Annotated in this window: 11 protein-coding genes; 1 reads left to right on the top strand and 10 read right to left on the bottom strand. The window is 73.0% G+C overall.

Translation table 11 applies throughout. The features are described from left to right. The 3 genes from cobJ to cobM are packed head-to-tail and all read right to left on the bottom strand — an operon-like array spanning position 1 to position 3,787. Positions 1-1,734 carry a precorrin-3B C(17)-methyltransferase gene (gene cobJ, locus OOK07_RS09425; protein ID WP_266795897.1) on the bottom strand — a complete coding sequence of 578 codons (1,734 nt, stop codon included), beginning with the start codon at positions 1,732-1,734 and terminating at the stop codon, positions 1-3. After that, positions 1,731-2,972: a precorrin-6y C5,15-methyltransferase (decarboxylating) subunit CbiE gene (gene cbiE / locus OOK07_RS09420; protein ID WP_266795896.1), complete on the bottom strand. Its 1,242-nt coding sequence runs from the start codon at positions 2,970-2,972 to the stop codon at positions 1,731-1,733. The genes cobJ and cbiE overlap by 4 nt, the downstream gene beginning before the upstream one ends. Beyond that, positions 2,969-3,787 (bottom strand): precorrin-4 C(11)-methyltransferase, encoded by an 819-nt coding sequence (cobM, locus tag OOK07_RS09415; RefSeq protein ID WP_266678712.1) that lies wholly within the window; start codon positions 3,785-3,787, stop codon positions 2,969-2,971. The genes cbiE and cobM overlap by 4 nt, the downstream gene beginning before the upstream one ends. 96 nt (positions 3,788-3,883) lie before the next feature. Here cobM and OOK07_RS09410 point away from each other — a divergent pair, with 96 nt between their 5' ends. Continuing rightward, entirely contained in the window at positions 3,884-4,612 is a 729-nt protein-coding gene (locus OOK07_RS09410; RefSeq protein ID WP_266678710.1) for a ZIP family metal transporter, read from the top strand. Between the two features lie 20 nt (positions 4,613-4,632). On the opposite strand, the gene cobI is transcribed toward OOK07_RS09410, so the two are convergent. From cobI to OOK07_RS09375, 7 genes are read right to left on the bottom strand one after another with little or no spacing between them, the layout of a single operon-like run. Then, positions 4,633-5,385, bottom strand: coding sequence for a precorrin-2 C(20)-methyltransferase (gene cobI / locus OOK07_RS09405; RefSeq protein WP_266678708.1), 753 nt, complete (start codon positions 5,383-5,385; stop codon positions 4,633-4,635). Further along, positions 5,382-6,821, bottom strand: a complete 1,440-nt coding sequence (locus OOK07_RS09400) for a cobyrinic acid a,c-diamide synthase CobB (RefSeq protein WP_266795894.1) — start codon at positions 6,819-6,821, stop codon at positions 5,382-5,384. The genes cobI and OOK07_RS09400 overlap by 4 nt, the downstream gene beginning before the upstream one ends. Next, positions 6,815-7,414: a cob(I)yrinic acid a,c-diamide adenosyltransferase gene (gene cobO / locus OOK07_RS09395; RefSeq protein WP_266678704.1), complete on the bottom strand. Its 600-nt coding sequence runs from the start codon at positions 7,412-7,414 to the stop codon at positions 6,815-6,817. Before cobO ends, OOK07_RS09400 begins: the two co-directional genes overlap by 7 nt. Further along, entirely contained in the window at positions 7,414-9,420 is a 2,007-nt protein-coding gene (locus OOK07_RS09390; protein WP_266678702.1) for a putative cobaltochelatase, read from the bottom strand. The genes cobO and OOK07_RS09390 overlap by 1 nt, the downstream gene beginning before the upstream one ends. Then, complete coding sequence (gene cobN, locus OOK07_RS09385; protein ID WP_266795892.1) at positions 9,417-13,085, bottom strand: cobaltochelatase subunit CobN; 3,669 nt, start codon at positions 13,083-13,085, stop codon at positions 9,417-9,419. The genes OOK07_RS09390 and cobN overlap by 4 nt, the downstream gene beginning before the upstream one ends. Then, positions 13,082-14,668 carry a cobyric acid synthase gene (locus OOK07_RS09380; RefSeq protein ID WP_266678698.1) on the bottom strand — a complete coding sequence of 529 codons (1,587 nt, stop codon included), beginning with the start codon at positions 14,666-14,668 and terminating at the stop codon, positions 13,082-13,084. Before OOK07_RS09380 ends, cobN begins: the two co-directional genes overlap by 4 nt. Continuing rightward, positions 14,665-15,606, bottom strand: a complete 942-nt coding sequence (locus tag OOK07_RS09375) for a cobalamin biosynthesis protein (RefSeq protein WP_266678696.1) — start codon at positions 15,604-15,606, stop codon at positions 14,665-14,667. Before OOK07_RS09375 ends, OOK07_RS09380 begins: the two co-directional genes overlap by 4 nt. Positions 15,607-15,647: the final 41 nt, after the last annotated feature.

Here is a 15,647-nt window from a genome sequence, read left to right as displayed (position 1 = left end):
TCACCGGGCGCCCTCCTGCCCCTGCCCCGCGGCGGAGCCGCTCGTCGTCGACGTGTCCTGCCAGCGGTAGCCGCGCGGGGTCACCATGCGGCCCGCGATCTCACGGGTCGCCGTGTTGCCCACGGTCACCACCGTCATCATGTCGACCGTCGCCGGGTCGAGCGAGACCAGGGAGGTGACCCGGCTGGACTCGTCCGGCCGGGACGCGTTGCGTACGACACCGACCGGCGTCGTCTGCTCCCGGTGCTCGGCGAGGATCGCCAGCGCCTTCGGCAACTGCCAGTCCCGGCCCCGGGAACGGGGGTTGTAGAAGGTGACCACGATGTCGGCCTCGGCCGCCGCGCGCACTCGCCGCTCGATGACCTCCCACGGCGTGTGCAGGTCGGAGAGGCTGATCGAGACGTGGTCGTGGCCCAGCGGTGCGCCGAGGATCGCCCCGGCCGCCAGCGCGGCGGTGACACCCGGTACCCCGATCACGTCGATGTCGTCCGAGGCCTCGGCGAGCGCCGGGGAGGCCATCGCGTACACGCCGGCGTCCCCGCTGCCGATCAGCGCGACGGCCTGCCCCGTCCGGGCCTCGGCCACCGCGGTCCGCGCCCGCTCCTCCTCCGCGCCCAGCCCGGACTCCAGGATCCGGGTACCGGGCCGCAGCAGGTCGCGGATCTGGTCGACGTACTGGTCGAGGCCCACGAGCACGGCGGCGCGGCGCAGTTCGGTCGTGGCGCGCGGGGTGAGCAGATCGCGAGCGCCGGGGCCGAGCCCGACGACCGCGAGCCGGCCGCGCGCGGGACGTCGTACGACAGCGCAGGTCGCCATCGAGGCGTGCCCGTCGGCGCGCGCCGACCTCCGCTTGGGGACGAGGAGTTCACCGCCCCGTACGAGCGCGGCGGCCTCGGCGACGGAGGGGGTACCCACGGCCGAGAGAGGCGCGTCGGAGGGGTTGGGGACCTCGACCCCCGTCAACTCCTGGGCGGAGTACGTCATCAGGGGCACCCCGAGCCGTGCGGCCGCCTCGACGATGCCGGGCTCCTCGCGCTTGGCGTCCACGGTGGCGAGCCGGGCGACGCTGAGAGGCGACAGTCCCGCGTCCCGCAACGCGTCCTCGACCAGGGCGAGTACCTCGTCGGCCGGGGCGCCCCTGGACGCGCCGACACCCACGACGAGGGACGGCGGACGCAGCAGCACCTCACCGTCGGACGGTTCGACAGCGCGATCCGTGAGCCGGACGGTGTGCGTGCCCCGCGCCGCGAACGGCAACGGCGGCAGTGGCCATGCCACCTCGGCGTCCATCGCGACCGGCTCGCCGTCCAGCAGGACCCGCGTCACACCGGCGACGTCGCCCTCCACGGGAAGACCGAGCGTGTCCAGGCCGGGGATGCCGACGGCGTCCGTCGCCGTGGTCACCACCGGCTCGGCACCCAGCAACTCACCCACCTGCACAGCGAGTTCATTGGCGCCGCCCCCGTGCCCACCCAGCAGCGACACGGCGAACCGCCCGCCCTCGTCGACGCACACCACACCCGGGTCGGACGTCTTGTCACCCAGCAGGGGCGCCACAAGCCGTACGACGGCCCCGGTCGCCAGGAAACACACGAGCTGCTCGCACTCCGCGAACGCGGCCCGTACGGCGTCCTTGACGGGACCCTCGTACACCCGCGTGCGGTCCGGCCACGCCGCGGCCAGCCGGTCGCGTGCCGCCGCCCCCGCCGCGGTGGCGGAAATGAGGCCGATCACAGAGCAACTCCTTCACTGGAGACGGGGGTTCGTGCACCCCACAGCAGGAAAACGGGATTGGTCGCCGCCAGCCGGGACACGTCCCCCGGCAGTGGCGCCAGCCGTGACGACTGCAACAGCACTCCGTCGCAGTCGAAACCGGCGCCGGTGAGCGCGGTGCGTACCGCGGGTACCCGGTCCAGTGCGGCCAGGGCGACCACGACCGTCCGCCGGGCCCGCCGCGCGCACGCGCCGACGATCCCGGGCAACTCGCGCCCACCGCCCCCGACGAACACCGCGTCGGGATCGTCGAGTCGGGACAGCACCGCGGGCGCCTCCCCGTGCACCACGTGCACGTCGACACCGTGCGCACCCGCGTTGGCGCGGATCCGCTCCACCCCGTCCGGGGCCTTCTCGACCGCGCTGACCGCGGCGCCCAGCCGCGCGCACTCCACGGCCACCGAACCCGACCCGGAGCCGACGTCCCAGACCAGGTCGCCGGTGCGCGGCCCGAGCCGCGCCAGGGCCAGCGCCCGCACCTCGAACTTGGTGATCATCGAGTCGCGGTGCGCGAAGTCGCCCTCGTCCAGCGCCCACCCCGCCGGCGGCAGGGCAGCCGCGCAGGCGAGCGTCCGTACGGGACCGAGCACCCGCGTCTCGTCCAGGCACAGCACGACGCTCACCGCCGTACCCCAGTCGCGGCCCGCGGCCTCGGCGGGGGAGACCCGCTCCAGGCGCTCCTCCTGAGAGCCGAGCGCGGAGGCGACGACGAGGACCCGCCCGGGCGCCGTGCGGGCGAGCGCGGCGCCGAGTTCCGCCGGACCGGCACCGGGACCGGTCAGCACGGCGACCTTCGGGTGCGCCCGGCACACGTTGACGGCCGTGCGCGGATCCCGCCCGTGCGCGCTGACGACGACCGCGTCGTCCCAGGTCAGCCGCAGCCGGGCGAAGGCGGTGGCGACGGAGGAGACACCGGGCCGCACGTCGAGGCGCCGCGCACCGAACCGCTCGGCCAACGCCCGCACGATCCCGAAGAACCCGGGGTCCCCGGAGGCCAGCACGACCACGCGCCGGTCCTTACGGACGTACTCCTCCATGGCGTCCAGGGCGGGCGCGAGCGGCCCGAGGACGATGCGCTCGGCGGTCTCGGGCAGCCGTACGGCGTCCAGGTGCCGTCGCCCGCCCACGACGAGCTCGGCCCCCGCCACCGCATCGAGCGGAACCGGCGCGCCCGTCCCCGTACCGACAACCGTGATCACGTACTGGCACCCCGCGAGCGCAGGGCCTTGCGGGCCTCCGGGTCGGCCTTGCGATAGCCGTGGAAGTGACCGGGGTGGTACAGGTGCGAGCGGGTGCCCTCGGCGCCCAGCGCCGGCCCGACCAGGAAGAGGGTGTGCTTCCAGAGCTTGTGCTCCTTGACCGTCTCCTCCAGCGTCCCGATCGTGCACCGCACCACCAGCTCCTCCGGCCAGGTCGCCTGGTAGGCGACGACGACCGGCGTGGACGTCGGATAGCCGCCCTCCAGCAGTTCCCGCACCAGCTGCCCGCTGCGGGCGGCGGACAGGAAGATCGCCATGGTCGTGCCGTGCTTGGCGAACTCCCGCACCTCCTCCCCGGGCGGCATGGGCGTCTTGCCGCCGCCGAGCCGGGTGAGGACCACCGACTGCGCGACCTCGGGAATGGTCAGCTCGCGCTGCGCGAGAGCGGCGACGGCCGAGAACGCGGACACGCCCGGCACGACCTCCGTCCCGATGCCGATCCGCGCACACCGGTCGAGCTGCTCCTGCGTACCGCCCCACAGGGCGGGATCACCGGAGTGAATACGAGCAACACGCAGGCCCTCGTCCCGGGCCCGCTCGTAGACGGCGACGACGTCCTCCAGCGACATCGTCGCCGAGTCGAGGATCTCCGCACCCTCGCGCGCGTGCTCGAGGACCTCCGCCTGGACCAGGCTCGCGGCCCAGATCACGACGTCGGCCTCGGCGATGGCGCGCGCGGCACGGAACGTCAACAGGTCGGCGGCGCCGGGGCCGGCACCGACGAAGGTCACCTTGCCGGTGGGGGCATCGGCCATGGAAATCGGTCCTCTCTCGTACAAAAGGTCTTAAGGGTGGCGCCGGAACGGCCGCCGGATGTGCGCGGACGGGGGTTGATCGGATAGCAAGGGCACATGGCGGTCTTCGTCGCGCTCGGCGCGTTCCTGATGACGCTGGCCGGCGGCTGGACGGCACAGCGGGTGACCGACCGTCGCCATCTGGTCCTCGGCCTGGCCGGCGGCCTGATGCTCGGTGTGGTCGGCCTGGACCTGTTGCCGGAGGCGCTCAAGGCGGCGGGCGGCGAGGTCTTCGGCGTCCCGGCGGCCCTGCTCCTGTTCGTGGCAGGGTTCCTGCTGGCCCACCTGGTGGAACGGCTGCTGGCCGCCCGCCAGGCCTCCCACGGCGGGGAGGAGACGGACGGCCGGGCTCCCGAGGTGGGCCTGACCGCGGCCGCCGCGATGGTCGGGCACAGCGCCATGGACGGCGTGGCGATCGGCGCGGCCTTCCAGGTCGGCGGAGGCATGGGCACGGCGGTCGCGCTGGCCGTGGTCGCCCACGACTTCGCGGACGGCTTCAACACGTACACGATCACGAGCCTGTACGGGAACGCCCGCCGCAAGGCGCTCACGATGCTGTTCGCGGACGCGGCGGCACCGGTCGTCGGCGCGGCCTCGACCGCGTTCGTCACCATCCCGGCGGGCCTGCTCGGTGGCTATCTGGGTCTCTTCGGCGGCGTACTCCTCTATCTCGCCGCGGCCGAGATCCTGCCCGAGGCGCACCACGAACACCCCGCCCGCTCGACCCTGCTGTGCACGGTGGCGGGCGTGCTGTTCATCTGGCTGGTGGTGGGCATCGCGAGCTGAGACGGGCCCTTCGCCGAGTCTCACAACTTGCCGCCCCGCCCGCCCTCACGCCGCGCGGGCGCGATGAGCGTGGAAAGGTACGGCAGCGGGGCGCCGTCGATTTCGGCGGCCGGCCGGATCGACTCGGAGTCCAGCCCCAGCGCCGAACCCCACACCGCGTCGGCGAGCCGCCCGGTCTCGCGCAGCGCCTCGGCGACCTCGCCGGCCTGCCGCCCGAACTTGTAGGCGACGACGGTGCCGGGCCCGTTGAGCGCGTCCTTGAGTACGGCCGCCCCGGCGGTGACGGGCACGAGGGTGAGCGGCTCGGTGCCCTCGGTGAGCACAGCCCCCGACCGCGCCGCCAGATCCTGCATCGCGGTGATCCCGGGCACGGTCTCCACCACGGTCCCCGGCACCAGTTCGGCGATGGTCAGCGCGAGATAGGTGAAGGTCGAGTACACGTTGGGATCGCCGATGGTGGCGAACGCGACGGTGCCGCGCTCCCGCAGCAGTCCGGCGACCCGCTCCCCGGCCGCGTCCCAGGCGGCCTCCCGCCGCGCCCGGTCGCTGCGCTCGTTGAGGGCGAACACGACCCGGACGACCTTCTCCTGCGGAACGTAGTGCAGCACGGTGGCCTCGGCCCGCCCGCGCTCCCCGCCGTCCTTCCCGTCGGGCGAGGCCATCACGGGTACGACGACGACATCGGCCGCCCGCAGGGCGTTGACGCCCTTGACGGTCACCAGCTCCGGATCCCCGGGACCCACCCCGACCCCGATCAGCCTGCTGCTGCTCATGACGTCCGGCACCTCTCCACGAACCGACGGGCGACACCGGGCTCGGACGCCCAGTGCGTGTGCACATAACTCGCGTGCACACCTTGTTGTACGAAACCTTCGACGCGCGGCGCCGGGGCGCGCACGCCCCATGCGGGAGACGCTCCCGCCCCGGGCTCGACGACCGTGCGATGAAACTCGTGCCCCCGCATCCGGGTCCCGGCGGCGGCCAGCACACTGTCGCTCACGGCGACGGCATCCCGATACCCGAGGGTCAGCCGCTCGGACATGCGCGCGTCGGCATCGAGCACCCCGCACATGGGCAGCCCGTCGATCTCCCGGCACAGGTACAGCAGCCCGGCACACTCGGCGGCGACGGGAGCGGCGCTCGCCGCGAGGTCCGCGACGGCTTTGCGCAGGGGTTCGTTGGCGGACAGCTCAGCGGCATACACCTCGGGGAATCCGCCTCCGATGACCAACCCGCTTGCCCCGTCGGGCAGTTGCTCATCCCGCAGCGGATCGAAGACGACGACCTCGGCACCGGCGGCAGCCAGCAGTTCACCGTGCTCGGCATAGGAGAAGGTGAAGGCGGCCCCACCGGCGACGGCGACCACCGGCCCGTCCGCCGTCCGAGGACGAGGCCCTGCGGGCCGAAGCGGGGGTACGGGAGCGGCAGCCCCCGGGGACGCGACGGGAAGGGGCGGCGGGGGCGAGGAAGCCACTGCCTCAGCCGCATCCCACCCCGCACACGACAACGCACCCGCGCTGCGCGCCAGCGCGACCAACCCGTCGAGATCACACCCCGCGCTCACCTGTGCGGCCATCGCGGCAACAGCCTCCACCGCCGCGGCCCGCCGCTCGGCGACCGGCACCAACCCCAGATGCCGAGACGGCGTGTCCACCTGCGCGACCCGTCGCAGCACGCCCAGGACAGGCACCCCGGCCGACTCCAGCGCCTCCCGCAGCAACTCCTCGTGCCGGTCGGACGCGACCTTGTTGAGGATCACACCGCCGACCCGCACCGCGGGATCCCAGGACGCGAACCCGTGCACCAGCGCCGCCACGGACCGCGACTGCGACGAAGCGTCGACGACCAGCACCACTGGTGCCCCGAGCAGCTTCGCCACATGAGCCGTGGACGCCAGTTCACCTTCCCCCGCGGCCCCGTCGAACATGCCCATCACACCCTCGACGACGGCGATGTCACACCCGCGGGCCCCGTGCAGGAACAACGGCCCGACCAGCTCCGGCCCGCACAGGTACGCGTCGAGGTTGCGCCCCACCCGCCCGGTGGCGAGCGCGTGATACCCGGGGTCGATGTAGTCCGGGCCGACCTTGTGGGGAGACACGGCAAGCCCCCGCGCGGCGAGCGCGGCCATCAGACCCGTGGCGACGGTGGTCTTGCCGCTGCCGGACGTCGGCGCGGCAATGACCAGCCGGGGCACTGCAGTTACCACTCGATGCCCCTCTGACCCTTCTGGCCCTCGTCCATCGGATGCTTGACCTTGGACATGTCGGTCACGAGGTCGGCGAACCCGACGAGCTTCTCCGGCGCGTTCCGCCCGGTGATGACCACGTGCTGGGTCCCCGGCCGCTCCCGCAGCACCTCCACGACCTCGTCGGTGTCCACCCACCCCCAGTGCATCGGATACGCGAACTCGTCGAGCACATACAGCCTGTACGTCTCGGCGGCGAGGTCCCGCTTGACCTGCTCCCAGCCCTCCCGGGCCTTCTCCTCGTTGTCCATCTGGGAGTCCCGCTGAACCCAGGACCACCCCTCGCCCATCTTGTGCCAGTCGACGCTTCCGCCTTCACCCGAGGCGCCGAGCACCCGCAGCGCGTTCTCCTCGCCGACCTTCCACTTGGCCGACTTGACGAACTGGAACACCCCGATCGGCCACCCCTGGTTCCAGGCCCGCAGCGCCAGCCCGAAGGCGGCCGTGGACTTGCCCTTCCCGATGCCCGTGTGCACGACGACCAGCGGCCGATTACGTCGCTGACGGGTCGTCAGTCCGTCGTCCGGCACCACACTCGGCTGCCCCTGCGGCATTACGCGGCCCTCCTCGAAGTTCCCTGCGTGCCCTGTACATCCCTCACCAGGCCGGCGATCGAGTCCGCCCGCAACTCGTCGAGCGTCACCGCCGCACCGCCGAGCTCCCCGGCGAGCTGTCCGGCCAGCCCCAGCCGTACGGGCCCCGACTCGCAGTCGACGACCACGGAGGCGACCCCCTCGGCCGCGAACAGCCGGGCCGCCCGCCCGGCGAGCGCGACCGGCTCAGGGCCGCCCGTGGCCCGCCCGTCGGTGACCACCACGACCAGCGCCCGCCGCGCCGGATCGCGCAACCGCTCCACCCGGAGCACGTCGTGCGCCTTCAGCAACCCGGCCGCAAGAGGCGTACGGCCACCGGTCGGCAACGTCTCCAGCCGGACGGCCGCCGCGTCCACGGACGAGGTCGGCGGCAGCGCGACATCGGCGGCCGCCCCCCGAAACGTCACCAGCCCCACCTTGTCCCGCCGCTGATACGCGTCCAGCAGCAGCGAGAGCACGGCGCCCTTCACGGCACTCATCCGCTGCCGGGCCGCCATCGACCCGGAGGCGTCGACCACGAACAGCACGAGGTTGCCCTCGCGCCCCTCCCGGGTCGCCTGCCGCAGATCGTCCCGCCGCACGACCAGCCCCCGCCCCGACCGGCCACGCGCCCGCTGATGCGGCGCGGCGGCCTGCACGGTCGCCGCCAGGTGCAGTTTGGTGAGCGCGCCCCGGGGCCGTCGGGCACCCGTCGTCCGGCCGTGCTCCGTCCGCGCCCGCGAACGCCGCCCGGACGCGCCCTCACCGATCCCGGGCACGCTCAGCACCTTGGTGCGGAACGGCTCGGCGGCGCGTACGGCGGACTGCTCGGCCGCTCCCGAGGCCTGCGGCTCGCCGCCCTCCCCGGGCTCGGGCCGGGCACCGGTGTCACCACCCTGCGGACCGTCCGACTCGGAGGGCGGCTGCCCGCCACCCCCACCACCGGGCCCGTCCGGCCCAGGATCGTCGTCCTCGGGCTCCCCGAACTCCTCCAGCGTCTCGTCGAGCTTGTCCTCGTCAAGTCCCGGAGCGTCAAAGGGATTACGCCGCCGCCGGTGCGGCAGCGCGAGCAGCGCCGCCTGCCGTACGTCCTCGGCCAGCACCTCGGTCCGCCCGGCCCACGCAGCCAGCGCGGTCGCGGTACGGGCCATCACGATGTCGGCCCGCATGCCGTCCACCTCGAAGGCGGCACAGGTCGCCGCGATCTGCCGCAGCGGCCCGTCGCCCAGCCGCACCGACGGCAGCAACTTGCGTGCGGCGACGATCCGCTGACGTACCGCCCTCTCCTCGTCCGCCCAACGCGCCGCGAAGGCGGGCGGATCGTCGTCGTGGGCGAGCCGCCGCCGTACGACCTCCACCCGCTGGTCGGGCTCCCGGGAGGCCGCCACCTCCACCGTCAGCCCGAACCGGTCGAGCAACTGCGGCCGCAGTTCGCCCTCTTCGGGGTTCATGGTGCCGACGAGAAGGAAACGGGCGGCGTGCCGGACGGAGACGCCCTCGCGTTCGACATAGGAGGCGCCCATCGCGGCCGCGTCCAGCAGCAGGTCGACGAGGTGGTCGTGCAGGAGATTGACCTCGTCGACGTAGAGGATCCCGCGGTGCGCGTCCGCGAGCAGGCCGGGCTCGAAGGCCTTGACGCCCTCGGCCAGCGCCCGCTCGATGTCGAGGGCGCCCACGAGCCGGTCCTCGGAGGCGCCGACGGGCAACTCGACCATCCGCGCGGGCCGTTGAGTGCCGGAGCCGGCCTCGTGCGGCCCGTCCGGGCATTCCGGGTCCGGCTTCGCGGGATCGCAGGAGAAGCGGCACCCGGGGACGACCGCCACCTCCGGCAGCAGCGCCGAAAGCGCGCGTACGGCCGTCGACTTGGCGGTGCCCTTCTCGCCGCGCACCAGCACACCGCCCACGGCCGGCGACACGGCGTTCAGCAGCAGCGCGAGCCGCAGGTCGTCCTGGCCGACCACGGCCGTAAAGGGGAAGGGGGTGGTCACTGGTCGCCCTCCAAGTCGCCTTCAAGCTCCAGGTACGTGGCGCGCAGCTGCTCCAGCGTCTGCGCGTCCGGCTCGGCCCACAGGCCGCGGTCCGCGGCCTCCAGCAGGCGCTCGGTGATCCCGCGCAGCGCCCACGGGTTGGACTTCTTCATGAACTCCCGGTTCTCCGGGGCGAAGACGTACTCGGCGCTGAGTTTCTCGTACATCCAGTCGTCCACGACGCCGGCCGTGGCGTCGTAGCCGAAGAGGTAGTCGACGGTCGCCGCCATCTCGAAGGCGCCCTTGTAGCCGTGCCGCCGCATCGCCGCCATCCAGCGCGGGTTGACCACGCGGGCGCGGAAGACACGGTGGGTCTCCTCGCCCAGCGTCCGGGTCTTCACCTGGTCCGGGGTGGCGGAGTCGCCGACGTACGCCTCGGGACTCTCGCCCGTCAGATGCCGCACCATGGCGACCATGCCGCCGTGGTACTGGAAGTAGTCGTCGGCGTCGACGAGATCGTGCTCGCGGGTGTCGACGTTCTTGGCGGCGACGTTGATCCGCCGGAACGCGGTCTCCATGTCCCCGCGAGCGGCCCGTCCGTCGAGCCCGCGGCCGTACGCGTAGCCGCCCCACACCGCGTACACCTCGGCGAGGTCGGCGTCGGAGCGCCAGTTGCGGGCGTCGATCAGCGGCAGCAACCCCGCCCCGTAGGCCCCCGGCTTGGAGCCGAAGACACGGGCCGTAGCGCGCCGCCGGTCGCCGTGCTCGGCCGTGTCCTCGTCGGCGTGGGCCCGCACGAAGTTCCGGTCGGCGGGCTCGTCCAGCTCGGCGACCGCGCGGACGGCGTCGTCGATCAGCCCGACGACGTGCGGGAACGCGTCCCGGAAGAAGCCGGAGATGCGGACGGTGACATCGATGCGCGGGCGGCCGAGCTCCGCGAGGCCGACGACCTCGAAGCCGGTCACCCTGCGCGAGGCGTCGTCCCACACCGGCCGGCAGCCCAGCAGCGCCAGGATCTCGGCGATGTCGTCGCCCTGGGTGCGCATCGCGGACGTGCCCCAGACCGTCAGGCCGACGGACTTCGGATAGTCGCCCGTGTCCTGCAGGTACCGCTGGACGAGCGAGTCGGCGAGGGACTGGCCGACCTCCCAGCTCAGCCTGGAAGGGATGGCCTTGGGGTCGACGGAGTAGAAGTTCCGGCCGGTCGGCAGGACGTTGACCAGTCCGCGGGTGGGGGAGCCGGAGGGACCGGCGGGAACGTAACCGCCGTCGAGGGCCTTGAGGATGTGGCCGATCTCGTCGGTCGTCCTCGCCAGCCGGGGCACCACCTCGTTGCAGGCGAACTCCAACACCGCGACGGCGTCCGGGAGTTCGGTGCCGAGGACGTCACGCGCGAGGGCGCGGCTCTCGGTGACGGCCCACTCCCTCGCCTCCATCCCCTCCGCGATCCGCCGGCACAGCTGCTCCAGCAGGTCGATGGCGTCGGCGGCCGTACGGGACGGCCCCTCGACGAGGTCACTCAGCTCCACCGGCACCTTCACCGGCGCACCCGGCTCGGCGAGCAACTCCTTCTCGGCCAGCCCGAAATGAGCCGCGAGCGAAGCCCTGAGCCCCGGCAGCGCGTTCGCCTGTCCGCCCCACACCTGCGAGGCACGCAGCACGGCGAGTACCAGATTGACGCGCGGCTCACCGACCGGTCCGCCGCCGAGAATGTGCAGACCGTCCCTGATCTGCACGTCCTTGATCTCGCACAGATAGCCGTCGATGTGCATGACGAACTCGTCGAAGTCGCCGTCCTGCGGCTGCTCGTCCACGTGCAGGTCGTGGTGCAGCTCGGCCGCCTTGACCAGCGTCCAGATCTGGGCCCGCACGGCAGGCGCCTTCGTCGGGTCCAGGTCGGAGACCAGCGCGTACTCGTCGAGCAGCTGCTCCAGCTTGGCCAGGTCGCCATAGGTGTCGGCACGGGCCATCGGCGGTACGAGGTGGTCGACGACCGTGGCGTGCCCGCGCCGCTTGGCCTGGGTGCCCTCGCCGGGGTCGTTGACGATGAAGGGGTAGATCAGCGGCAGTTCGCCGAGCACGGCGTCCGGCGCGCACCCGCGCGAGAGCCCCAGGCCCTTGCCCGGCAGCCACTCCATCGTGCCGTGCTTGCCCATGTGGACGATCGCGTCGGCGCCGAAGCCCCCCTCCGATGTCGCAGCCTCCAGCCAGCGATAGGCCGCCATGTAGTGGTGCGAGGGCGGCATGTCGGGGTCGTGGTAGATCGCGATCGGGTTCTCGCCGAAACCACGCGGCGGCTGGATCATCACGACGACGTTCCCGAACTGCAGGGACGCGAGCACGATGTCGTCCCCGTCGACGTAGAGGGAGCCCGGCGGCTCACCCCACGCCTCCAGCATCCCGTCCCGCAGCTCGGGGTCGAGCTTGTCGAACCACGCCTGATAGTCCGCGAGCGGTACGCGGGCGGGCGCGGAGGCCAGCTGCTCCTCGGTCAGCCACTCGACGTCGTGACCGCCGGCCGCGATGAGCCGGTGGATCAACTCGTCGCCGCCCGCCGGGTATGCGGTGACCCCGTACCCGGCGTCCTTCAGGGCGTCCAGCACCCGGACCGCCGAGGCGGGCGTGTCCAGGCCGACCGCGTTGCCGACGCGCGAGTGCTTGGTCGGGTAGGCGGTGAAGACGAGCGCCAGCTTCTTGTCCGCGTTCGGCTTGTGCCTCAACCGTGCGTGCCGTACGGCGATTCCGGCGACCCGCGCGGCCCGCTCCGGGTCGGCGACGTACACGGGCACGTCCTCGGGGCCCTGCTCCTTGAACGAGAACGGAACGGTGATCAGGCGCCCGTCGAACTCCGGGATCGCGACCTGCATCGCCGCGTCCATCGGGGACAGCGCGGCGTCCGACTCGTCCCAGGCGTCCCGCGAGGAGGTGAGGCACAGGCCCTGCAGGACGGGGACGTCGAGATCGGCGAGCGCCCCGATGTCCCATGCCTCCTCGTCGCCGCCGGCCGAGGCGTGGGAGGCGTGCGTGCCGCCCGCGGCCAGGACCGTGGCCACCAGGGTGTCGGCCCTTGCGAGGGTCTCGTACAGCGCCGGGTCCGCGCCGCGCAGCGAACCGCAGTACACCGGAAGGGCGTTGGCGCCGCGTGCCTCGATCGCGTCGCACAGGGTGTCCACGAAGGCGGTGTTGCCGCTCAGCTCATGGGCCCGGTAGAAGAGCACGCCGACGGTCGGCCGCCCCTCGGTGAACTCCCGCTCGCCGTGGACGCCGTGTTCGGGCATCTTCTGCGGTTCGAGGAAACCCTCACCGGTCAGCAGCACGGTGTCGGACAGGAACCGGGCCAGCTCGGTGAGGTTGGCGGGCCCGCCCTCGACGAGGTACCTGAGCGCCTCGGCGACCACACCGGCGGGCACCGACGACTCGGCCATCAACTCCGCGTCCGGCACGGTCTCCCCGCCGAGCAGCACGGTCGGTACGCCGGACGCCCTGAGCGCGGCGAGCCCGTCCTCCCAGGCCCGCTTCCCGCCGAGCAGCCGTACGACGGCGATGTCCGCGCCGTCGAGCAGCCCGGGCAGTTCCTCCGCCACGTCCACGCGGGTCGGGTTGCCGATCCGGTAGTCGGCACCGGAGGCGGCCCGGGCCGCCAGCAGATCCGTGTCGGCGGTCGACAACAACAACACTGTGCTCATGCGGGCGCTCCCGGTGGAATGAAAGGCAGTCCTTGCGGCGCGCCCGACTCGATGAGCCGCCACAGCGCGTCCGTGTCCGCGTGCTGTTCGATCAGGTCGCCGAGCCGGTCGAGCTGCTCCTCGCGCAGCGCGGCGAACGAGGTGTCGGGGGCCGGCACGAAGCGGCGGCCCGCGGCGGCCGCCACCTCCCGCAGGAAGGCCCGCCGGAAGCCGTCCGACTCCAGCGAACCGTGCCAGTGCGTGCCCCAGGTCCGGCCGACCCGGCAGCCGTCCAGGCTGTGTCCCCCGTCGTCGGAGATGAAGGCTTCCCCGCCGGTGACCTCGGCGACCCCGTGATGGATCTCGTACCCCTCGACGGGCTCGCCGAGGGCTTGGCCAACCGGCCGCGTGAGGGTCTTCTCGCGGGCGAACCGCACCCGCACGGGCAGGACTCCGAGGCCCTCGACGTGTCCGCGCCGGCTCTCGACCTCGTCCTCGATGTGCTCGCCGAGGATCTGGTAGCCACCGCAGATGCCGAGGACGGGCCGCTGCTCCAGCGCCCTTCGCACCAGGACGTCCGCAAGGCCGCGCTCCCGCAGCCACTCCAGGGCCTTCACCGTGCCCCGGGTGCCCGGAACGATGACGAGGTCGGCGTCGGCCAGCTCCTCGGGCCGGTCCACGAACCGCACGAGGACACCCGGTTCGGCGGCCAGCGCGTCCACGTCGGTGAAGTTGGACATGAGGGGGACCGCGCAGACGGCGACGCGCAGCACGTCCTCACCGAGGGGCGGCGCGACGTTCGACTCGAGCGCCGTCCCGCGCAGGGCTGTGCTTGATTTGAAGGCGGGCCGCAGGCCGTCCTCCTCGTCGATGCCGAGACCGTGCCGGAAGGGCAGGACGCCGTAGGTGTGCCGCCCGGTGAGGCCGTGCAGCATGTCGAGCCCGGGCTCCAGCAGGCCGACGTCTCCCCGGAACTTGTTGACGAGGAACCCGGCGACGAGTTCCTGGTCCTCGGGCGAGAGAAGTGCGACGGTCCCGAAGAAGGAGGCGAAGACGCCGCCACGGTCGATGTCCCCGACCACGAGCACGGGAAGCCGCGCGTTCCGGGCGATCCCCATGTTCACGATGTCGGTACGCCGCAGGTTGATCTCGGCGGGAGAACCCGCCCCCTCACAGATCACGGCGTCATACGTGCCCCGCAACCCGGCGAGGCAGTCGAGGACGGTGCCGAGAAGCTGCTGCCGCCCCCCTTGCAGGCCGCTGCCGGGGGGCGACCCTCCGGGCTCCGCGAAGAACCCGCGCGCACTCAGCTCGCCGACCGGCTTGCCCATCAGCACGACCTGACTGCTCTGCTCGCCACCGGGCTTGAGCAGCACGGGATTCATGAGCGCGGTGGGTTCGATCCGGCAGGCCTGCGCCTGCATGGCCTGAGCCCGCCCGATTTCGGCGCCCTCCCGGGTGACGAACGAGTTGAGCGACATGTTCTGCGCCTTGAAGGGCGCGACCTTGACGCCTTGCCGCACGAGCCAACGACAGATCCCGGCGGTGACGACGCTCTTGCCGGCGTCGGAGGTGGTACCGGCGACGAGCAGACCACCGCTCATTTCCTGTGTCCCTTCACCATGAGGCGCGCGGCGACACTGACGCCGAGCGCGAGCAGTCCGACGCGGCGCGAGAGCCGTACGGCCCGCTCGATGTCGGGCACGCCGACGGCCCGGCCCACCCGGTTCAGGACCGGCCGGTGCTCGACCCGCCCCCCGTACGACAGGGTCCCGCCGAGCCGTACCCCGAGAGCCCCGGCGAACGAGGCCTCCACGGGACCGGCGTTGGGGCTCGGATGCCCGCCGGCGTCGGACCGCCAGGCCCGTACCGCGCCACGCGGGTCATCACCGGCGACCGTCGCCAGTACGGCGGTCAGCCTGGCTCCCGGCCAGCCCGCCACGTCGTCCAGCCGCGCGGAAGCCCACCCGTAGCGCCGGTACGTGGGCGACCTGTGCCCGACCATGGCGTCGAGGGTGTTGACGGCCCGGAACCCGAGCAGCCCCGGCACCCCGCCGACGGCCCCCCACACCAGGGCCCCCACCACCGCGTCGGAGGTGTTCTCCGCGACGGATTCGACGACGGCCCGCGCGATCCCGTCGGCGTCCAGAGCCTGCGGATCCCGCCCGCACAGATGCGGCAGCCGGGTCCTGGCACCCTCGACGTCACCCGACTCCAGTGCGCGCCCGATGCTCCGGGCCTCACGAGCGAGCGAAGTCCCCCCGACGACGGCCCAGGTGGCGGCGGCGGTCACCGCGACGGAGGCGGCGGGGGAGCGACGTACGGCGGAGACGGCGACCGCACCGATCCCGACGGCTCCACCGGCGCACACAAGGGCATGCAACGCGCCCCACCCGCGGTGGTCACGCCACAACACCCGTTCCACGGCACCGGCGGCCCGCCCGAACGCGGCGACCGGATGCCCACGGCGCGGATCGCCGAGCAGGAGGTCACCGAGAAGGCCGGCGGCGGCGCCGTACGCGAAGACGCGATCGGCACGCAAGGGGCTCAGCCGATCGCTGGGTCGGATAGGGCTCGGGCTCG

Source organism: Streptomyces sp. NBC_00078, assembly GCF_026343335.1.
In the GTDB taxonomy this organism is placed as follows: Bacteria; Actinomycetota; Actinomycetes; order Streptomycetales; family Streptomycetaceae; genus Streptomyces.
The sequence above is the reverse complement of the archived record's forward strand: the minus strand, read 5'-3'. Positions and strand labels throughout refer to the sequence as shown.